The organism is Prosthecobacter sp. (assembly GCF_044227185.1).
In the GTDB taxonomy this organism is placed as follows: domain Bacteria; phylum Verrucomicrobiota; class Verrucomicrobiia; order Verrucomicrobiales; family Verrucomicrobiaceae; genus Prosthecobacter.
Genome location: NZ_JBGAFO010000004.1, coordinates 67,870 through 89,436, shown reverse-complemented (window position 1 = coordinate 89,436; position 21,567 = coordinate 67,870). Strand labels below are relative to the sequence as shown.

15 protein-coding genes are annotated in these 21,567 nt (G+C 61.6%); 13 read left to right on the top strand and 2 right to left on the bottom strand.

Features of this window, described 5'->3' with window-relative positions; genetic code table 11:
• Positions 1 to 65: 65 nt before the first annotated feature.
• Positions 66 to 419, top strand: coding sequence for a hypothetical protein (locus ACILSQ_RS10930; protein WP_395743659.1), 354 nt, complete (start codon positions 66 to 68; stop codon positions 417 to 419).
• Positions 420 to 621: 202 nt separating this feature from the next.
• Entirely contained in the window at positions 622 to 2,970 is a 2,349-nt protein-coding gene (locus tag ACILSQ_RS10925; protein WP_395743658.1) for a neutral/alkaline non-lysosomal ceramidase N-terminal domain-containing protein, read from the top strand.
• On the opposite strand, the gene ACILSQ_RS10920 is transcribed toward ACILSQ_RS10925, so the two are convergent.
• Positions 2,951 to 4,219, bottom strand: coding sequence for an NPCBM/NEW2 domain-containing protein (locus tag ACILSQ_RS10920; RefSeq protein WP_395743657.1), 1,269 nt, complete (start codon positions 4,217 to 4,219; stop codon positions 2,951 to 2,953). The genes ACILSQ_RS10925 and ACILSQ_RS10920 overlap by 20 nt on opposite strands.
• 66 nt (positions 4,220 to 4,285) lie before the next feature.
• On the opposite strand from ACILSQ_RS10920, the gene ACILSQ_RS10915 reads away from it, so the two are divergent.
• From ACILSQ_RS10915 to ACILSQ_RS10875, 9 genes are read left to right on the top strand one after another with little or no spacing between them, the layout of a single operon-like run.
• Entirely contained in the window at positions 4,286 to 6,499 is a 2,214-nt protein-coding gene (locus ACILSQ_RS10915; RefSeq protein ID WP_395743656.1) for a DUF1549 and DUF1553 domain-containing protein, read from the top strand.
• Between the two features lie 3 nt (positions 6,500 to 6,502).
• Positions 6,503 to 8,713 carry a serine protease gene (locus tag ACILSQ_RS10910; RefSeq protein WP_395743655.1) on the top strand — a complete coding sequence of 737 codons (2,211 nt, stop codon included), beginning with the start codon at positions 6,503 to 6,505 and terminating at the stop codon, positions 8,711 to 8,713.
• Positions 8,713 to 10,998, top strand: coding sequence for a c-type cytochrome domain-containing protein (locus tag ACILSQ_RS10905; protein ID WP_395743654.1), 2,286 nt, complete (start codon positions 8,713 to 8,715; stop codon positions 10,996 to 10,998). The genes ACILSQ_RS10910 and ACILSQ_RS10905 overlap by 1 nt, the downstream gene beginning before the upstream one ends.
• Positions 10,999 to 11,046: 48 nt before the next feature.
• Complete coding sequence (locus tag ACILSQ_RS10900) at positions 11,047 to 12,471, top strand: DUF1501 domain-containing protein (RefSeq protein WP_395743653.1); 1,425 nt, start codon at positions 11,047 to 11,049, stop codon at positions 12,469 to 12,471.
• A gap of 57 nt (positions 12,472 to 12,528) precedes the next feature.
• A complete protein-coding gene (locus ACILSQ_RS10895) occupies positions 12,529 to 13,953 on the top strand; it encodes a DUF1501 domain-containing protein (protein WP_395743652.1) in 1,425 nt (474 codons plus the stop codon).
• Positions 13,954 to 13,987: 34 nt separating this feature from the next.
• Positions 13,988 to 15,361: a hypothetical protein gene (locus ACILSQ_RS10890; protein ID WP_395743651.1), complete on the top strand. Its 1,374-nt coding sequence runs from the start codon at positions 13,988 to 13,990 to the stop codon at positions 15,359 to 15,361.
• Positions 15,362 to 15,374: 13 nt separating this feature from the next.
• Positions 15,375 to 15,767: a RidA family protein gene (locus ACILSQ_RS10885; protein ID WP_395743650.1), complete on the top strand. Its 393-nt coding sequence runs from the start codon at positions 15,375 to 15,377 to the stop codon at positions 15,765 to 15,767.
• A gap of 7 nt (positions 15,768 to 15,774) precedes the next feature.
• Positions 15,775 to 16,623, top strand: a complete 849-nt coding sequence (locus tag ACILSQ_RS10880) for a M15 family metallopeptidase (RefSeq protein ID WP_395743649.1) — start codon at positions 15,775 to 15,777, stop codon at positions 16,621 to 16,623.
• A gap of 4 nt (positions 16,624 to 16,627) precedes the next feature.
• Entirely contained in the window at positions 16,628 to 19,111 is a 2,484-nt protein-coding gene (locus ACILSQ_RS10875) for a PVC-type heme-binding CxxCH protein (protein ID WP_395743648.1), read from the top strand.
• On the opposite strand, the gene ACILSQ_RS10870 is transcribed toward ACILSQ_RS10875, so the two are convergent.
• Entirely contained in the window at positions 19,108 to 19,497 is a 390-nt protein-coding gene (locus ACILSQ_RS10870) for a hypothetical protein (RefSeq protein WP_395743647.1), read from the bottom strand. The genes ACILSQ_RS10875 and ACILSQ_RS10870 overlap by 4 nt on opposite strands.
• A 137-nt stretch (positions 19,498 to 19,634) precedes the next feature.
• On the opposite strand from ACILSQ_RS10870, the gene ACILSQ_RS10865 reads away from it, so the two are divergent.
• Together ACILSQ_RS10865 and ACILSQ_RS10860 are read left to right on the top strand one after the other, a co-directional pair.
• Entirely contained in the window at positions 19,635 to 20,822 is a 1,188-nt protein-coding gene (locus ACILSQ_RS10865; protein WP_395743646.1) for an FG-GAP repeat domain-containing protein, read from the top strand.
• A 50-nt stretch (positions 20,823 to 20,872) separates the two neighbouring features.
• The gene (locus tag ACILSQ_RS10860; RefSeq protein ID WP_395743645.1) at positions 20,873 to 21,553 is read left to right on the top strand and encodes a HEAT repeat domain-containing protein; all 681 of its coding nucleotides are present in this window, start codon (positions 20,873 to 20,875) and stop codon (positions 21,551 to 21,553) included.
• The last annotated feature ends 14 nt before the right edge of the window (positions 21,554 to 21,567 follow it).

Sequence of the window (21,567 nt, the reverse complement as noted above, 5' to 3'; positions counted from 1 at the left end):
TATTGCAATCGTTGTATCCCGAGCGCCCTTTCGCTAAGCTTGGCTCTTTAAGCTGTTTCACACTTATGTCGAAAGATGGCTTCTGGGAGGAATTCAATAAAAAGTGGGATGCCACAAATCGGAGCACCATCATTCTGCGTGGCGACGATTCTCTCGATTTGTCAGACTACAAGGTTTACATCAACCGCAACGTTCACAGTACGGGAGCGCGATTCGCTGACCTCGCCCCTCCTAACAGTGTTTACAGTCGATTGCAGGCGGGGATTTACACGGTTGTTGTTAGAGAGCGCGACATCAAAAAGGCCGCACGCTTGGAGTCGAACACTGTTGAGATTCAGATACAAGCTGACGAGCAGATTGCTATTCGAGTTTCACTGAGAGCCGGTCGCATTCTTCTCTCAATGGACGATACGGCCTAACCAAGCACTGTTGCGAACGGCGGTAGAGTACTACGCTTGCAAGCGGCGCGTTTTGTAACCGCCGTCGCTGCTCGGCACTTGTCTTCGCCGCAGCTCGCAAGCATGGAATCCTCCCCCATTCCCTTGCTCCTTCACTCCTTTTGCCTCAGGCTCTCCACCCACCTAGCAAGTCACCCCTTTTTACCCACGTAGTGTTCCCCACATGAACCGGCACCTCCTCCTCTTCCTCCTGCTGCTCCTCTCCCTCCCCGCTTTCGCCGCAGACACACCCACCACCCACCTCGCCGGCGCCGCTTCCATCGACATCACCCCGGACTACCCCGTCCGCCTCAGCGGCTACGGCAACCGCCGCGCCCCCAACACCGGCGTCTCCCAGCACATCTTCGCCAAAGCCCTCGCCATCGGCGGCGATGATGCCGAAGGCCCCGCCATCCTCCTCACCGTGGACAACGTCGGCATCCCCGCCTCCATGCGCACCGAAGTCCTCCGCCGTCTTCAGCAAGACACCAAAGCCACCGATGCCCGCTTAGCCCTCTGCTCCAGCCACACTCACTGTGCCCCCATGCTCATCGGCGTGCTCCCCAATCTCTTTGGCATGGACATCCCCGCCGAGCACCTCCCCGCCATCGAGCGCTACACCCGCGAACTCACCGACAACCTCGAAAAAGTCGCCCGCGCCGCCCTCGCAAATAGAAAGCCCAGCACCCTCGCCTGGGGCGTCGGCAAAGTCGGCTTCGCCGCCAACCGTCGCCTCTTCCCCTTAAAGCCCATCGACCACGACCTCCCCGTCCTCCGTATCACCGGCACCGATGGCAAAGTCCGCGCCATCTTCACCAGCTACGCCTGCCACTGCACCACCATCGGCATCGATGAAATCCACGGCGACTGGGCCGGCGTCGCCCAGGAAGCCCTCCAGCGCGAATTCCCCGGCGCCATCGCCCTCACCGCCCTCGGCTGCGGCGCCGATCAAAACCCCAATCCCCGCCGCACCATGGAGCTCGTCAAACAATACGGCGAAGACCTCGGTGCCGAAGCCAAACGCGTCGCCACCGGCCCGCTCAAACCCCTCACCGCCCCGCTCGCCTGCGCAGCCAAACAAATCGAACTCTCCTTCGACACCCTCCCCACCCGCGAAGAATGGCAAACCCTCGCCGCCTCCAAAACGCCTGCCATTTCATACCACGCCAAAAAGAACCTCGCCCGCCTCGACCGCGGCGAAAAACTCCCCACCCATCTCCCCTACCTCGTCCAGCGCTGGAGCTTCGGCAACGACATGGCCATGGTCTTCCTCCCCGGCGAAATCACCGTCGACTACTCCCTCCGCATCAAACGCGAATACGACCGCACCCGAATGTGGGTCAACGGCTACTCCAACGACGTCCCCTGCTACGTCCCCTCCCGCCGCGTCCTCGAAGAAGGCGGCTACGAAGGCGCCAGCGCCATGGTCTATTACGACCGCCCCACCAAGTTCGCACCCGATGTCGAAGACCGCATCATGACCGCCGTGCAGTCCCTCATGCCCAAAGAATTCATCGCTCAAACACCCCAGCAACTCGAATCCCCTAAAGCCATCGCTTACCCCGATCACTCCAATCTCCTCACCGTCCGCGGCCGCCCCGTCCAAACCGCCGCCGACTGGGCCGAACGCGTCACCGACATCAAAAACAACATGCAGCAAGTCATGGGCCCCCTCCACGACACCTCCCGCTGGACCCCGCTAAACATCCAAACCATCTCCGAAGAAAAAACAGAAAAGTATCTCCGCCGCAAAATCCACTACACACCCGAACTCGGCGACACCGTCCCCGCATGGCTCCTCATCCCCCATGACGCCGTCAAATCTCCCGCCATGCTCTGTCTCCATCAGACCACCAAGATCGGCAAAGACGAGCCCGCAGGCCTCGGCGGCAATCCATCGCTCCACTACGCCCACGAGCTCGCCGAACGCGGCTACGTCTGCCTCGTCCCCGACTACCCCTCCTTCGGCGAATACCGCTTCGACTTCAAAAACCGCATCAGCGGTTCCATGAAAGCCATCTACAACAACCTCCGCGCCGTCGATCTCCTTCAAACACTTCCCCAGGTCAACAAAGACAAGATCGGCGTCATCGGCCACTCCCTCGGCGGCCACAACGCCCTCTTCACCGCCGTCTTTGACGACCGCATCAAAGCCGTCGTCACCAGCTGCGGCTTCACCCCCTTCCACGACTACTACGGCGGCAAAGTCGCCGGCTGGACCAGCGACCGCTACATGCCCCGCATCCGCGACGTGTATGAAAACAACGCCGACAAAATCCCCTTCGACTTCTACGAAGTCCTCGCCGCCATCGCCCCCCGCGCCGTCTTCTCCAACTCCCCCCTCCACGACTCCAACTTCGACATCACCGGCGTCCGCAAAGCCTTCACCAAAGCAGGAGAAATCTACACCCTCCTCAAAGCCCCAAACAACCTCACCTTAGTCACCCCCGACGCCCCCCACGACTTCCCCGAACCCCAACGCCAGGCCGCCTACACCTGGCTCGACAGCATTCTCAAGGTTTCACCAAAGTAGGCTCCGCCCAGATCGCATAATTGCTCTTAGCATCCACCCCCCGCGAAGTGAGCCCCAGCCGCAGCTCCGTCACACTACTCACATCACACTCCAGCATCTGCGCATTGTCCGTCCCATTCAGAGTCACACTCGCCAGCACCTTCCCATCCCCGCTCACCGTAAACTCCACCCTGCCTTTCGCCCCAAGTTCCGGATGCAGCCCCGCCAGCACCCGGAACCGCGCATAAACATCCTTGGGCAGCAAAAAAGTCAGCGCCTTCCCCATCCCCGCGCTGATCCCGTTTTTGAACTCCTGATTGCCGGATCCGACACACAACTCCAACGGCATCGCCTTGTTTCCGCCCGCCAAAATCACCCCGCTCCGCGCATGCCCCCAGTTCGGCGCGCTGAAAAACTCCGACTGCGGATAATACAAGCTCGCCGCCTCCACCGGGAAAAACTCCCCGATCTGCACCTCCTTGCAGCTCTGTGCTTCTCCCTGCTCCACCTTCCCGGTGCCCAGGCACATCACCGTATACATCGCATCCGCCACCACCTTGGCGTCCATCTCCGCCGCCCGCAGCTGGTGCTTCACCACCCCCTCCTTGTCCTCCCGGTACAACGCCTGCATGATCGGCACCGTCGTACTCCGTGAGTTGATGATCTCCTCATGCACCCGGTGCATGAGCCTCCATGCAGCTTCATTCACCGTGGTGCCAAGCAGTGCAGGCTTGTAGCCCTCGATGCTCACCGTGAAATCCCCGTTCTCAATCGGCCCATGCATGAGCTGGTCCTTCATCGCCTCCGAGGGCGGCAGAAGCTGCTGCATCAGCGTGAACATGTTGTCCCCAGGCACCACATGTGCCGGACTGCCATAATCTTCAATCTGGTGGCACATCGTGCCCATGTAGCGTGCTGCGTCTCCCTGCCTGCCCTCGCGCCAGGCTGCCACCGCCTTCTCCATGAAGTAACGCATCACCTCATGGTACTCCGCCTGCTGCGTCGGCACATGCAGGATCTTCAAATACACCTCATTCGGTACTGACTCCATCTTGGCATACTTGGCGTTTTCCTTGTCCGTAAAAACATTGTCCGGAATCATGCAGTAGCTGTCTCCCAGCTGCTTCAGTTCACCACCCAGCGCCTCCTTTTGCCACGCCGGCAGCACCTCCAGCGCCCCACGTGTGATCGCATGGTGAGGCTGCCCCCAACCGAAGGCCAGCGATGGAATCCAGAGGGCAAAAAAGGTGGCAAAAGCTGCTTGTCTCATAGTGCTTAAAATTGGTACTAAAGTCACCCTGTGAGAAAAAGGGTAGGCGCAAACCGTAGGTTTGAAGTGATCCAAAAGAAAGCCATTCTCAAAGCCTGCCTCTTTTTGCAGCTCGCCGCCACGACCTTCGCGGCGGAGCCTTCCCGTACACTGAGCTTTGTGAATGACATCCAGCCCATCCTCACCAAGGCCGGCTGCAATGCAGGCGCATGCCATGCGAAAGCCGTCACAGGTCAGCGCGGATTCCGCCTGAGCGTGCTCGGCTTCGAACCCGAGGAAGATTACGAGGCCATCGTGAAGCAGGGGAAGGGGCGTCGCGTCTTCCCACCAGCCCCGGAGGAAAGCCTGCTCATCACCAAAGGGGCCGCCATCGTCCCGCATACCGGTGGTAAAAAGCTGGAACCCGGCTCCGAAGACTACAAGACCCTCGTGCGCTGGATCGCCGAAGGCATGAACTACACCAACAAGGACGAGGCAAAGCTCAGCGGCATCTCCGTGGCCCCGGCGCGCATCTCGATGAAGATCAAAACCGCGCAGCAGCTCAAGGTGACAGCACGCTACTCAGACGGCAGCACCCGGGATGTGACCAGGCTGGCCCTTTATGAAGTCAACGAGCGTGCGATGGCGGAAGCCGGCGAACAGGGCCTGGTGAAGACCCTCGATCTTCCCGGCAATGTCGCCGTGATGGTGCGCTTCGGCGGCCATGTTTCCGTCTGCAGCGTCTCCATTCCACTGGGCGCGCCTGTTGACTCGTTGCCGCCGGTGAAAAACTTCATCGACCAGCACGTCTTTGCCAACCTGAAGCAGATCGGTGTGCCGCCCTCGCCCATCTGTGACGACTCCACCTTCCTGCGCCGCATCTCCCTGGACATCGGCGGCCGCCTGCCCACGGCGGAGGAAACCAAAGCCTTTCTCGCCAGCCGCGAGCCCGACAAACGCGACCGCGCCATCGAAACCCTGCTCAACAGCCCCGACTACGCCGATTACTTCGCCAACAAGTGGACGGCATTGCTCAAAAACACCCGCTCGGAAGCGGCAGACATCACCTCTAATTTCGCCTTCCATGCGTGGATGCGCGACAGTCTGCTCGCCAACGAGAAGTACGACAACATCGTGCGCCAGATCCTCGCTTCGACGGGCACCATCGTCTCCAATCCACCCGTGGCATGGTACAAACGAGTCAAGGAGCCTACCACCCAGCTCGAAGACGTTGCGCAGCTTTTCCTCGGCGTGCGCATGCAGTGCGCGCAGTGCCACCATCATCCCTTCGAGCGCTGGACCCAGGCGGAGTACTACCGCCTCGCCGCCTTCTTCAGCCAGATCGGCCGCAAGCCGACCGCCATTGCCGGTGAAGACCTCATTTTCCACAAGCGCGGCATCGCCCAGACCGAACACCGCAAAACGCGCGTGATGCTGAAGCCTGCCGGCCTCGGTGAACCGGAGCTCAACATTGCCCCCGATGATGATCCCCGCCTGGCGCTGGTGGATTGGATGAGCAAGAAGGACAACCCCTTCTTCGCCAAGTCCCTCGTGAACCGCTACTGGAAGCACTTCTTCAAGCGCGGCCTCGTCGAGCCCGAGGACGACCTGCGCGACACGAATCCACCCACCAATCCCGACCTCTTTGAGGCTCTGGCGAAAAGCTTCATCGACAGCGGCTACGATCTGAAGGCGCTGGTGCGCAACATCGTGCAGAGCCATGCCTACCAGCTCAGCTCCACGCCAAACCAGTTCAATGCCATAGACCGCCAGGCCTTCTCCCATTACTACCCCAGACGCATGACCGCCGAAGTCATGCTCGACAGCATCGACATGGTCAGCGGCGTGCCCTCCAGCTTCAACGATCTGCCGCCCGGCACACGTGCCATTTCACTGCCTGACAACAGCTACAACCGCTCCTCCCCCTTTCTGAAAGTCTTTGGCCGCCCTGAAGGAGCCAGTGTGTGCGAGTGTGAGCGTGTGCAGTCCGCCAGCCTGGCGCAGAGCCTGCATCTCATGAATGCCGCTGACGTGAAGGCCAAGCTCACCACCACCGGCGGCCGTGCCGAGCTGCTGAGCAAGGCCGAGATGCCGGAGCCCAAGCGCATCCGGGAACTTTACCTCGCCGCCTTCTCCCGCGAGCCGACCGCTGACGAAGTGCGCATCAGCGAAAGCTACATTGTCCGGCCCCGCACGGACGCAGAAGGCAAGCCTCTCGACTCCCAGCGTGCCAAACGCAACGGCTACGAAGATCTGCTCTGGGCGCTGCTGAACACGAAGGAATTTTTGTACAACCACTGATTTATGATCGCGAAATTCAAGCTCACACTGGCTGTTTGCACCCTGACGGCTGCCTCTGCCCTGGCCCAGCAGGTGACTCTGCCGCTGCCACGACTGCTCACGGTCATGCCGATGGGCGGACAGGCGGGGACCAAGGTGGAAGTCACAATCACGGGGGAAAACACGGAGGAGATCAGGGAGCTGATGTTTTCGACGCCCAAGATCACGGCGCAGCCGGTGGCGGGTGCGGAGAACAAGTTTGTGGTGAACATCGCGGCTGACACGCCGGTGGGTGTTTACGATGCGCGGGTGATGTCCCGGCTGGGAGTGTCATCGGCACGAGCGTTTTCGGTGAACAAGCTGCCCGAAGTGACCCGCACGAAGGCGAACAATTCTCCGGAGACCGCCATGGCGCTGCCGGTGGGCACCATCTGCAACGCCACGATGACCAAGCGTGCGGTGGACTTTTACTCGTTTCAGGGCGTGAAGGGGAAGCGCGTGGCTGTGGATTGCGCCGCGACGGGCATCGACTCGCGCCTGACGCCGGTGGTGGTTCTGGCGGATGCCAAGGGCGGCGATTTGAAGGTGAACCGCACGGGCGGAGTGATCGATTTCATCCCGCCTGCTGACGGCACCTATCTCATCAAGGTGAGTGATCTGACCTACCAAGGCGGCGAGCGTTTGTTTTATCGTCTGGCCCTGCAGGAGGCGCCGGGCGCCGGACCTGCTCCGCGTCAGCCGCAGACGCAAACGGTGAGCGCCATGTCCTGGCCGCCCGCAGGTCTTCCGGCCACGGCCAAGGCGAATGAAACAGAGCCGAACAACAAGCCAGTGGAAGCAGAGAAGGTCAGCCTGCCGCTGGATGTCGCGGGCGCGTTTTTTCCGGCTGCAGATGTCGATACGTATGAGTTCACCGCGAAGAAGGGCGAGACATGGTGGGTCGAAGTGGCGTCAGAGCGTCTCGGTTTGAACACGGATCCCTTCGTGCTCGTGCAGCAGGTGAAAAAGACCGGCGACAAGGAAACACTGACGGATGTGGCCGAGCTGTATGACATCGCGCCGCCAATGAAGGTCACCAGCAACGGCTACTCGTACGACGGCCCGCCTTACGACGCCGGTTCTCCGGATGTGAACGGCAAGTTTGAGATCAAGGAGGACGGCACCTACCGTCTGCAGGTGCGCGATCTCTTTGGCGGTACGCGAAGTGATGAGAACAATGTGTATCGCCTCATCGTGCGACAGGCCATGCCGGATTTCTCGCTCGCCACCTGGGCGGTGCACATGACCCTGCGCAATGGCGACCGTGCCTCCCTTTCGAAGCCCATGGCGCTGCGTGCCGGTGAGTCGCGGGCTTTTGAAGTCGTGGTGCAGCGCCGTGATGGCTTCGATGGTGAGATCGAGATCAGCATGGAGAACCTGCCGCCGGGCGTGAGCGCGACTGGATTGAAGATCGCCAAAGGCAAGCCCTATGGTCATCTGATTCTCACGGCATCAGGCGATGCGAAACACGGCTTCTCACTGGCGAAGATCACTGGCAAGGCCACGATCAATGGTGCTGTGGTGACGCGCCCGGTGCGCGTGGCGAGCATGGAGTGGCCGGTGAAGGATGCGAAGGGCGAAATCCCGGCACCGCGTCTCATGGCGGACATTCCGGTGTCAGTGAGCGACTCCGAGCAGGCGCCGCTGAGCTTTGCCGCCGCTGAAAACAAGGTCTTCGAGGGCACCGCCGGCCAGACGCTGAAAATCCCGCTGAAGCTGACGTGGCGCAATGAATTCAACGGCACTTCGATCAAGGTGAAGGCCTACGGCGAAGGCTTCAGCGGCATCAAGGAATTCGACATTCCGCTGAAGGCCGCAGCGCATGAGGCGACGATCGATCTCGCCGCGCTAAAAATAGCGCCCGGAGATTACACCTTCGCCTTCCAGAGCCTGGGCATCTGCAAATACCGCTACAATCCGGCTGCCGTGCCGCTGGCCGAGGCGGAGCAAAAGAAAGCGGAGCAGATGGCCGCCGCGGCTGCGGCGGAGGCCAAAAAGGTCGCGGCCACCGATGCGGAGGCCGCGAAGAAGGCCGCCGAAAAACAGAAGCAGGCCGAAGCCGCGATGGCCACCGCCACCAACCGCATGAAAGCCATCACCACGGCGGCCTCTCCCACGGACACGGTGGAGATCCTCATTTCAGAGCCGATTCGTGTGTCGGTAAAGCCCGCGGCAGCCACCACCGCCAGCAAGTGATGAAGCCGTATTCTCTCATCATTTTCTTGAGTGCTTCGACCGCCGCGCTGGCGGCCGATCTGGACTACTATCGCGATGTGTATCCCTTCCTGAAGGCGAACTGCATCTCCTGCCACAACAAGACGACCACCAAGGCGGACCTGAACATGGAGACGCCGGAGCTGATGATCAAAGGCGGCGAGAGCGGACCGGCGATCATTCCGGGAAAGGGGGCCGAAAGCCTGATCGTGACCGCGTCTTTGCACACGAAGGACATGGAGATGCCTCCACCGAACAACAAGTCCGGCGCGGTGAATCTCATCCCGGAGCAGATCGCCACTTTGAAGCTGTGGATCGATCAGGGTGCCAAGGGTTCGGTGATGGAGGAGCGCGCGGTGGTGCTGCAGGCTTTTTCCGCCAGCATTGATCCCATTTACTCCGTGGCGATCACCAAGGACGGCCGCTACGTGGCCTGCGGGAGGTCGAACCACATCTATGTGTATGATCTGGCCACGCGGCAGTTCATTTCACAGATCAGTGATCCGGCGGAGAAAAACGGCGCGGCGCATCGTGCGCTGGTGCAGTCGCTGGCCTTCAGTCCGGACGGCACGCGGCTGGCGAGCGGGAGCTTCCGTGAAGTGAAGATCTGGAAACTGGAGAATGGCAGGCCGGCAGGGAGTGACGCCAGGCCGACGACGAATGCTGCGAGCGCTGAATTGATCAAGAAAATCGCCGCGGCGGGCAAGGTGGGCGTGCTCAGCAGCGCCATGTCTGCCGATGGCAAACTGGTGGTGACCGGTTGTGATGATGGCGCGGTGCGGGTGTGGGATGCGGCGGGCGTCAAGCCAGTCATCGAACTGCGCGGCAGCGTGGCGGCGGCGAAAAAGATGGCGGAACTGGACTGGACCATCGCGGCGCAGACGCTTGAGCAGGCCTTTCAAAAGAATGAGGTGACCCGCATCGAGGCGCAGGACAAGGCGCTCGATATTCTGCTCGGCAAAGCCAAGGAGGCCATCGTGGCGATGAACAAGGTGCTGCCGGAAAAACAAAAGGCCGTGACACCGACCACCGAGGCCAAGGCGACCGCGCAGAAGGTGGTGGATGAGGTCACCGCCAAAATCAAAGCCGCGCCCGCTGGCAAGCCAGATGCGGCGCTCGACAAGGAGCTCAAGACGGCGCAGGACAAGCTCATCACCGCAAACATGACGGAAGTATCCGCGCTTGCGGCCGTCTCCGCGGCGCAGAGCAATGTGAAAGACGCGGAAGATGACGTGAAACGCATCACCGACTCGAAGGCGGCCAACGCCAAGGCTCTTGCAGCGGCGAATGCCGCCATGGCCGCCGCGAAGGCTTTGCAGGACAAGGCAACCGCGGATCTGGCGGCTGCAAAGCTGGCGGTGACCAAGGCCACCGCCAAGGCTGTGAGTGTTTCCTTTTCCGCGGATGCCCGGCGAGTGGCGGCATTGCTTGATGATGGCACGCTGCGGGTGTGGGCGGCTGCAAGCGGAACGCCGATCGAGGAGAGCACCGGCAATGCTGCCGCGACGACCACGATCGCCTCCGCGCCTGATGGTTCCTTTGTAGCCACCAAAGCTGTCACCCAGACGGTGGGCAGCTCTCCGCGATGGGTTTTGGAGCGCAAACTGGATCAGAAGGGGCTGTTTGCCGACCGCGTGAACGCCGTGCGCTTCAGCCCGGATGGCAAGACGCTGGCCACGGGGGGCGGCGAGCTTTCGCGCAGCGGAGACATCATCTTCTTTGATGCCGCCAGCGGCAAGGTCACGCAGACATGGAAGGAAAAGCATAGCGACACGGTGCTCTGCCTGGATTACTCGCCGGATGGCAAACGGCTCGCCTCCGGCGGTGCTGACAAGATCGTGCGTGTGACCGACATCGCCACGGGCAGGCAGGTGAATCTGTTTGAAGGCCACACCCACCACGTCATGGGCGTGGCTTTCCGCAGCGACGGCCGCGTGCTGGCCACGGCGGGCGCGGAGGGCACCGTGGTGACCTGGGACATGATCATCGGCGAGCGGAAGAAGAAGATCGACGGCTGGAGCAAAGAGGTCACCTCATTGCAGTTCATCGGCGCCACGAATCAGATCGTCACCTCCGCGGGTGACAACCGCATCCGCATCGTGACGGATGACGGCACCGAAGTGCGGGCGATGGCCAACCTGCCGGACTACATGCAGGCGGCCGTGAGCACCCCCAATGGCGGTGCATTCGTCGGCGGTGGTGAAGACAGCATCCTGCGCGTGTGGGATGGCGCAGGAAAAGAACTGGCGGTGTTTGGCGGGAAGTAGCCAGCCCGATGGAGCGGAGAATCGCACTTTTTTTCGTGAATTTCCCACATGTCCTCCATCATCCAGCCTCCTTCCTCCGTTCGCTGCGCCGGCCCCGTGGCGCGCCGCGGCTTCATGCAGTTTGGTCTGGCCGGCATGGCGACGCTGAGCTGGCCCAGCCTGCTGAAACTGCGTGCTGAAAACGCGGCGAAGCCGAAGGGGGAACGCAAGTCCATCATCATGGTCTGGCTGCCAGGAGGGCAGTCGCACATCGACACTTACGATCCGAAGCCGGATGCCAGCAGCGAGTACCGCGGACCATTCAAGACGATCAGCACCAAGGTGCCCGGGACGATCTTCACGGAGCTGATGCCCCTGCAGGCAAAGATCGCGGACAAGTTCACGGTGCTGCGCTCGATGAATCAAACGGCGGGCGGTCACCCGGCGGGAACGCTGCAGATGCTTTCGGGAGACTCCGATACGCGCGACAAGCCCGCCCCGCGTCTGCCGGACTGGATGTCCGTGGCGCATTACCTGCGGTCCAAAGATCCGCAGCGGCCGCGGGAGCTGCCCAACTACGTCAGTGTCAATCCAATCAACGCCTCCTACTGCGGACCGGCGTATCTGGGGGCATCCTATGCGCCGTTCGCGGTGAGCGAAGATCCGAGCCGCCCGCGTTTTGAGGTGCCGAACATCGGCCTGCCGGATGAGGCGGAGACGCGCCGCCTCAGCGACCGGGTCGCGCTTCGCCGCAGCCTGGACAAGATGGAACGTGCTTTCGATCGCGAGGGCGAACTCCAGGCGCTCGATGAGTTTGAGCTCCAGGCGATGTCCCTGCTGACGAGCGCGCAGACGCGTGATGCTTTTGATCTGAGCAAAGAAGACGCGCGGACGCGGGACCGCTATGGACGCAACCGCTGGGGGCAGCAGCTCCTTCTCGCGCGCCGTCTGGTGGAGGCGGGGGTGGAGATCATCACGAGCAGCCTGCATGGCCCACTGTGCGGGCGCACGCAGGTCTGGGACGACCATGCGGTGGACCATCACATCTTTGAGGCGCTGCGCTTCCGCATGGGGAACTATGACCAGGCGGTGTCCGCGCTGATCGAGGACATTTATGCACGCGGTCTGGACAAACGCGTGCTCGTGGTGGTGACCGGTGAGTTTGGCCGCACACCGAAAATCACCTTTGACCGCAGCACGGGCGCGGGCGATGCCAGCGGACCCGCGGGCACGCTGCAACCGGGCCGCGACCACTGGCCGCGGGCTTTTTCCAACATCTGGGCCGGCGGCGGCATCCAGCCGGGTGCGGTGATCGGCGTCACGGACCGACGGGGCGAGGACGTCACTGAGCGGCCGTGCAGCGCGGGGGATTTTCTGGCGACGATCTATCATCATCTGGGCATTGATTCCACCAAGGTCACGATCAACGACTTCAACGGCCGCCCGACACCCATTGTCGATCACGGGCGTCCGATTCCAGAGCTGACGGCGTGAGCTGGCAGAACCATTACCCCGATAAAGACAAGCATTGCCCAACGTAGGTTTTAACCCATGTCATCCATCATTCAGCCTCCCTCTCTCGTTCGTTGTGCCGGCCCGCTTTCGCGACGTGGATTCATGCAGTTTGGTCTCGCGGGCATGGCCACGCTGAGCTGGCCGGGACTGCTGAAACTGCGCGCTGAAAATGCGGCGAAGCCGAAGGGGGAGCGCAAATCGATCATCATGGTCTGGCTGCCGGGCGGGCAGTCGCACATCGACACCTACGATCCAAAGCCGGATGCCAGCAGCGAGTATCGCGGGCCGTTCAAGACGATCAGCACGAAGGTGGCCGGCACGCATTTCACGGAGCTGCTGCCGATGAACGCGAAGATCGCGGACAAGTTCACCATCGTGCGCTCCATGTACCAGTCGGCGGGGGGACATCCGGCGGGGACGATGCAGATGTTTTCCGGCGACAGCGACACACGCGACAAGCCCAAGCCGCGTCTGCCGGACTGGATGTCGGTGGCGCATTATCTGCGCGCCAAAGAGGGCGGGCGGGCAAATCCGCTGCCGAATTACATCGGGGTGCCTGCGGCATCGCCCGAATATTCCAGCCCGGCCTATCTGGGCGATGCGTATGCGCCCTTTGCCGTGAGCGATGACCCCAACCGGCCGAATTTTCAGGTGCCGAACATCGGACTGGCAGACGAGGCGGAAAACCGCCGCCTGAGCGACCGCATCGCGCTGCGCAAGAGCCTGGACAAGCTGGAGCGCGCGTTTGACCGCGAGGGCGAGCTCGGGGCACTGGATGAATTTGAAGCCCAGGCGGCGACGCTGCTGACGAATCCGCAAACACGCGATGCGTTTGACCTCAGCAAGGAGGATGCCGCCATCCGCGACCGCTATGGGCGCAACCGCTGGGGGCAGCAGCTCCTGCTGGCGCGCAGGCTGGTGGAGGCCGGTGTGGAAATCGTGACCAGCAGCCTCAGCGGACCCCTGTGCGGACGCGTGAACAACTGGGACGACCACGCGGTGAATCAGCATCAGTTTGAAGCGCTGCGCTTCCGCATGCCGACTTATGACCGCGCGGTGTCCGCGCTGATTGAAGACATTTATGCCAGAGGGCTGGACAAGCGGGTGCTCGTTGTCGTCACAGGTGAGTTTGGCCGCACGCCGAAAATCAGCTTTGACCGCAGCACTGGTGCGGGAGATGCCAGCGGCCCCACGGGCACGCTGCAGCCGGGGCGTGACCACTGGCCGCGTGCCTTCACGAATGTCTGGGCGGGTGGCGGCATCCAGACGGGCGGTGTCATCGGTGCGAGCGACAAGCGGGGTGAAGACGTGGTAGAGCGTCCGTGCAATGCGAGCGACTTCCTCGCCACGATTTACCACCACCTCGGCATCGACTACACCAAGGTCACGATCAATGATCTTAACGGGCGGCCGACGCACATCGTGGAGAACGGCAGGCCGATTGCGGAATTGATCGCATGATGATTTGCGCCATCTGAGAGCGTAGAAGAGAGCCATGCAACTCCGCCCGGCCCTTCTCCTCGGTGTATTCCTCGTCTTTTCCAGTGCTCACGCGCAGGAGGTCAAAGACGGGCAGTTTCCTGTCGTGTCGAATTTGAAAGCGGGAGTGGCGAAGACTGACATCACGCCACCGGATGCCGCGAAGATCAAAGTTGTCGGCCATGTGCGCCCCATCAGCGGCGTGCGCGATCCGCTGCGCGCGGGTGTTTTGATTCTCGATGATGGCGAAACGAAGGCCGCGATCGTCACGATGGACACCATCGGCGCCTGGGATGACATGGTGAAAGATGCGCGGGCGCGGATTGAGGCGGAAACCGGCGTTCCTTCGGCGAACATCCTCGTCGCCGCCTCGCACAATCACTCCGCTCCCGGCTACATGGAAAACATGCGTTGGGCGGCGGATCTGATCAACAAGCTGGGCGCCGCCGCCAGGGAGGCTGCCGCGCACATGAAGCCGGTGAACGTCGGCTACGGGGAGGATCGCATCAGCTTCGGCATCAACCGCCGCAAAACCTACGATGGCCGGGCTGTGGTGAGTCTGAACCCTGAGGGTCCCAATGATCCGCGTGTGAAGGTGCTGCGCTTTGACGATGGCGCCACACTCACGCCGCTGGCGGTCATCATGCACGCGGTCTGCCATCCCTGCTTTTTCACCTGGGGAGACAAAGGCTCCCAGCCTTATCCGAAGGGCTATCCGAAAATGAGCGCGGACTTTCCAGGCGAGGCGCAGACGTTTGTGGAGATGTGCTACGCGCAGAAAACCAGCGCGCTTTTCATGCAGGGCTGCGCGGGAGACATCCGGCCCAATCTGCCCGGATACCCCTACCGCTGCGCTGATGAGGCGGACATCCAGTGGGCCGGGCGTGATCTCGGCGGCGCGGTGGCGCGTGCGGCGTCTTTCAGCGTGACGCGTGAGCAACTGCGCAAACGCGAGACCTTCTACCCCATCCGCGTGGCCAGCGAGGTGGTGGAGCTCCCGGGCAAAGAGCAGCCGGTGCGTGCCGAACTGATGGCAATGAAGATCGGCCCCTTCCTGCTGCTGACCATGCCGGGAGAGCCGATGGTGGAGTATGGTTTCAAACTGGAGCGTGCCATCGCCAATCGTGCGACGCCCGTCATCGTCGGTTACGCGAACGGAAACATTGGCTACATTGCCACGGCGGAGGCGCACAAAGTGGGCGGCTATGAGCCGAACCTCTCCAAGCTCAAGCCTGAGGCCGAGCCGGTCATTTTGAAAAAGCTGGGAGAACTTGCGGACCGCGTGGTGGGGGATGTGTTTGCGAGTTTCTCGAAACATCCGAAAGACATGCTCAAGCGCGAGGCTGAAGAAAAGGCCCGTCTTCAGTCCACACCGGCCGCAAAACCCTGATCTCGACACTCTCATGAACCATCCCCTCGTTTCATATCCCCAGCTTCCTGACACGCCGACTTCGCACCTGCCCTTCAGCCCCTGCGTGGTGGTGGGCGATTTGATTTTTGTTTCAGGACAGGCTTCCGTGGATCAGGCGGGCAACATCATCAGCGACACTTTCGAAGGCGAGTTTCGGCGCAGCATTGAGAACGTGCGAAAAGTGCTGGAGGCCGCGGGCAGTGATCTGGAGCATGTGGTGCAGACGCGGAACTACGTGCGCGATGCCGAGGATGTGGCGCTGTACAACCAGCTCTACCGCGAGTATTTCCCGCAGCCCTCGCCGGCGCGCACCACCATCACCAACTGCCTGCCGCCTTCGCTGCGCTACGAAGTGGAGGCGATCGCTGTGCGCAAAGCCAAGTAAACCGCCCATGAACAGCAACGACGAAGCCGCACGCCGCGCCTACTGGGCGGATCAGATGGAGCAGGGCTATGCGATTGTGCAGAAGCTCATCGCGTTTCCGGTCAACGAGTGCGGCGAACGCTTCGCCTCGATTCCAGACGCAGCAGCTGCCGCGAATGTGGAGATGCAGTTTTCCACGAGCAAGATCGCGGGCGATCTGGAGCGCGTTTACTTTCTGCGCGAAAGCCTCGTGCGCGATGTCATCACCATCGGGCGTGAGATGAACGAGCGCGGCTGGATCTTGAAGATCGAGGACGGTTTTCGTTCGCTGGACATGCAGCGGCAGCTGGTGCGCAAGCCCTCGGTGTTTGACACGGTTTTGAAGAAGTGCATCTGGGAGCTGGGCGGAGAGATCCCGAGCACGGAGATGATGTTCCGCCGTGCCATCGTGCTGACGGCCAACATGCCGAAGATCGGCGCACACATGTCGGGTTCGGCCATCGACATCTCGGTCTTTCGTCGTGACGACGGCACCGAGGTCTGGCGTGGTTACCCCTATCTCGAGATGAGCGAATGTACGCCCATGAGGTCGCCATTCGTCGCGCCGGAGCATGTGGCCACGCGGCTGGAGATCACCGCGATGATGGAGAAGCACGGCTTCATTCATTTCCCGTTCGAGTTCTGGCACTTCGACAAGGATGATGCGGGAATGCACATCCTCACAGGCAACCCTGCGCCATGCCGCTTTGGCCCGGTGAACTGGGACCCTCGCACCAACGAAGTCACGCCCGTGGCTGATCCGCTCGCTTTGCTCAATCCGCTGCCGGTCATCGAAAAAGAAATCGCCGCGGCTTTGGAACGTGTCCGCACTGCCTAAGTTTATGAAACCACTCCTGCTTCTCCTTTCCCTGGCCGGGGCTGCGTCCGTCTTCGGCGCTCCCCGAACTGCGCCCACCAAATCACCGGAAGTGCCGGACCAACTGCCGCCGCAGATCGAAACGCTGCAGCCGGGCGTGAAGCTCACGCTGCTGGCCGAGCATCCGGATCTCGTCACGCCGACGGGCATTGCGGTGGACAAAGATGGGAAGATTTATTCCATCTCCTGCCACACGCACTTTCGCCCGGAAGACTACGACGGGCCGGTGCATGACGAGGTGCTGGTGTTTGATGCGAACGGCAAAAACCGCCGGGTGTTTTACGACAAGACCGATGCCACCATGCACGTGGAAGTGGGGCCGGACGGCTGGATCTACCTGGCCGAGCGCGACCGTGTGCTGCGCGTGAAGGACACGGATGGCGATGGCGTGGGCGATGTGGAGGAAAACCTGGCTGCACTCGATTCCGTGGCGGACTATCCGCACAATGGCCTCAGCGGCATGGCCTGGCATCCAGATGGAGGGCTGGTGTTTTCGCTGGGGGAAAACTTTGGCAAGGACTGGACGCTCACGGCCAGGGATGGCTCCAAAGTCAGCGGACGTGGCGAGGGCGGCGTGTTTCGCTGCACCGCAGATGGCCGGCAGATGCGACGTATCGCGCGTGGTTTTTGGAATCCGTTTGGCCTGCTGGTGCGCCAGGACGGCGAGATTTTTGCTGCTGAGAATGATCCTGGCAGCCGCCCGCCGTGCCGGCTGCTGAATGTTGTCGAGGGGGCGGACTACGGCTTCCAGTGGGTGTATGGCAGCGCGCCGGTGCATCCGTTTGTGGGCATGAATGGTGAACTGCGCGGCACCATTGGCATGGTGCATCCGTGTGGGGAGGGGCCCTGCGCCATCGTGGAACTCGGCGGCGGTGTGCTGATCCCAAGCTGGAGTGATCACAGCGTGGATTACTTTCCGCTCACGCGTCAGGGCGCGGGCTATAAGTCTGAGCGCATCCCGCTGGTCAAAGGCAGCGACTTCTTCCGCCCGACCTGCATGGCGGTGGGGCCTGATGGGGCGTTTTATCTCAATGACTGGGTGTTCAGCTCTTATCCCATCCACAAACGCGGGCGGCTCTGGAAGCTGGAGATCGATCCGGCGAAGGCTGCGTGGGTGAAAGCCAGGCCTGATGCGTTGAATGACGACGCGCGCCTGGCGGAGGGCCTGCGCACGGGTGCAACGAAACTCGAGACGTCCAAGCTTCTTCAACTGGCACGAGGGGCTGATGCATATCTCGCGGATGCCGCCCTGACCGCGCTGGCGCGTGAGAAATGGTCGGTTGAGGCGTTGCAAAAGCTGCCGGTGCAGGACCGCGTCTGGGCGTTTGTGGCGCTGCGCCGGGTTGATTTGAACGAGGGGAAGTGGGTGGGCGCTCTTTTAAGCGATACGGATCCTGAGATCCGCTTTGAGTGTCTGCGCTGGATCGCCGATGCGGTGCTGACTCAGTTTGCACCGCAGGTCGAAGCGATGCTTTCGGACCCGACGCTCGACTACCGTCTGTTTGAGGCTGTGCTCGCCACCTGGAACACCCTGCGTGGTGATCCGGGCGCAGGGGTGACGAATCCCGAGGTGCTGGTCGAGCGAATCACCAGTCCGAAGACTCCCGCACAGCTCAAAGGTTATGCACTGCGGCTGGTGCCGGCCACACACAAGCAGCTCACAGTGCCGCTGCTGCGCGAGCTCTTTGCCGTGGGCAATCCGGTGCTCTGTCAGGAGGTCGTGCGCACGCTGGCGGCACGCAATGCGGATGATGCGCGCGCGGTGCTGGCAGAGATCGCCGCAGATGAATCGCAAAAGGTGGAGCTGAGGGCCGATGCGGTCGTGGGACTGGCGACCTCCTCCAAGGCGGAAGAGCAGGCGCTGCTGGTGAAACTGGCCGCGGGCAAGGATGAGATGCTGCGTGATGAGGCGCGGCGCGCGCTGCGGTTTTCAGACAAGGACTCAACCTTCGTGATGAGCACGACCTGGCCTGCCTTTGATGACACTGCTGCGTGGCTCAAGAGGATTGATGCAGTGCCAGGCAAGGCCGATGTGGAGGCCGGCCGCCGCATCTTTTTCCACTCCAAAGTCGGCCTCTGCGCCACCTGCCACCGGCACAGTGGCCGTGGCAATGTGGTGGGGCCTGATTTGAGCCTGGTCGCCAGGCAGGGGGACCGCGCCGCTATTTTGCGCTCCATTCTGGAGCCGAGCCGCGAGGTGGCTCCGCAGTTTTATCCCTCGCAGGTCAAGCTGAAGGATGGCACTGAGTTTATCGGCATCATGCTGCGCTCTTCCAGCAGCGAGGTCTTCCGGGACCTGACGGGCAAGGAGCGCTCCTTTCCGCAGACGGACATCGTCAGCCGCACCGAGCTCAAAACCTCGCTGATGCCGCAGGGGCTGGTGATGTCGCTCACGGATGCAGAATTGCGCGATCTGCTGGCGTTTCTGACGAGCTCGCGGGCCAATTAGAGCGACTTGTTGATCTGCGCCATCTTGCGCACTCTTTTCAGAGCTTCCTGGAGGGCGGCTTCCGCTTTGGCCAGGTGCTCTGATTCAGAGCCGGACTTCGCGGCTTCCAGCTCCGTCTTGGCGGTGGCGACAAATTCCAGCGCCGCATTGACATTGGTGCCCTTGTTCTTTTTCACCTCATTGAGGCGCGTCTCGGTGTTTGAGAGAACGCTGATGATGTTGGGAATGGAGGTCTTGCGTTTCTTCCCCGCACCCTCCTCCTTTTTGTTGAGGAGCCCGATGGCGTGCTCCAGATGATTCCGGGCCTCCTGAACGGGAGTGAGGGCCAGAAGCGATCCCGAGAAGCAAAGAAGCGCTGTCAGAGTGATGATGGTCCGCGTTTTCATGGGAAGTATGCGATTCAGAACAGCATTTTACCGTGGAGGCTCTCGTCCAGACAAGCCTTTTTGCCCGCTTCTGCGAACCTGTGGGAGCCGAGGTGAAATCGTGCGATTTGCGGACGGTTCCCACGTTCAGTAGCGGCATGCGCTCCCTTTTGCTTTTCTGCACCTTGTATTCCGCGGTTCTATTGAGAGCTGACGACACCGTCGTTCTGGCGCCCGGAACGCCATGGCTGCGCCATACCATCGACAAGTCATCGCGCGGAGCGGACGGGGTGAAGCTGGGAGACCTGAACAAGGATGGCCTGCCGGACATTGTCACCGGCTGGGAGGAGGGCGGTGTGGTGCGGGTGTATTTGAATCCAGGCACGGCGAAGGCGCGGGAACCGTGGGAAAAGATCACGGTGGGCGAGGTGACGAATGTGGAGGAGGCGATCTTTGCAGATCTGGATGGAGATGGAGAGCTGGAGGTGGTCAGCGGCACGGAGGGTAAAACGTGCACGCTGTATTGGCATCGGCGGGTGAATGGCGCATGGACTACCCAGCCTTTTCCGGTGGCGAAGAACACGCAGATGTGGATGCAGGCGGCGGCGCTGGATCTCGATGGGCAGCATGGGCCGGACCTGCTGGTGGCGTCCAAAAACAAAGGTGCGGCGGTGAGCTGGCTGCAGGCACCGGAAAAGGCGGATGACCTCCAGGCGTGGACGCTGCACAAGCTGCGCGATGCCGGCTGGGTCATGTCAGTCACGCCGCAGGACATGGATGGCGACGGGGATGCGGATGCGGTGATCAGCGATCGCAAAGGGGAGCATACGGGTGTGTTCTGGCTTGAAAATCCGGGGGCGGCGGCGAACCGCGAGCATGCACCGTGGAAGGAGCATGCCATTGGCGGGCTGGGCAAGCAGGTGATGTTTGCGGATCTCGGCGATGTGAATGGAGACGGACGGGTGGATGTGGCGGTGGCGGCAAAGCCGGTGGAGATTATCCTCTGTCTGCGCAAGGCCGATGGCGGCTGGGAGGAGCATGGGGTGAAGCTGGATGGCGCGAACCTGGGCGACGCGAAGGCCGTGAAGATCGCGGATGTGAATGGCGACAAGCTGCCCGACATTCTCTTCACCTGCGAAAACGCCAAGGGACCGCTCGAAGGCATCGTGTGGCTGGAGCAGCAGCGCGGCGGTCCGTGGAAGCAGCACACGCTCGGGGGACCGGAAGGCCTGAAGTATGACCTGATGCAGACGCTTGATCTGGATGGGGATGGAGACCTTGATGTCATCACCTGCGAGGAGCGCGACCAGCTCGGCGTGTTTTGGTATGAGAACCCGACGAACTAAAAAGACAGCGGTTAGACTAATGACTGGACCGCCCTGTTCGTTCCATGGGCATGAGTCACGACCGCCTCATGGTTGCCCTGCTGTTTTTGCTGGTGCCCTGTCTGGTTCTCCAATGGAGCGACAGGCCGAGCCCTGCTTTTGCGGGCATCATGGCCCGGCTTCGACATGAGTGCGATCCTGCCAATCCGGACGCGGATTACTACTGGAGGCAAAGCACCATGCCGACAGAGCGGAAACGGGAGGCCATCATTGAGGACTGCCGTAAAGAAGGCGGCGGGCTGCTGCCAGAGGTGCACAGGGAAATGGCGCGAGAGAAGGACCCCGAGGTACGCGGCATGCTGATCGTGATTGCTGCCGCTCTTGGAGATGGAGAAGCTGTGGAGAAGGCGTCCCGGGAGATGGCGTGGTCGGAGTATCCCGCGGTGCGGATCAGCGCCGCGAAGACACTGCGCCGGCTCAGGGACCGGCGTTGCATCGACTGGTTTGTAGCGGCGCTGCAGGACGGCCACTTCGTCGTCAATGGCGCCTGCGGCACCTTGCGGGAGAAATTTTATCCTGTGCGCAGCATCGCCCAGACCGCCCTGCAAGAGGTGATGGGCGAACGCTATCCGGGCGACAGCGAGGTGCAGAAGATGAGCCGCAGGCTCAATGGCGGGCTGCTGTATGAATCTCCGGAGGAGCGTGAGAGTCTTCTCGAAGCGCTGAAGCTCAAAGCGGGCATTTCGCGGTGATTTGCCACGAGAAT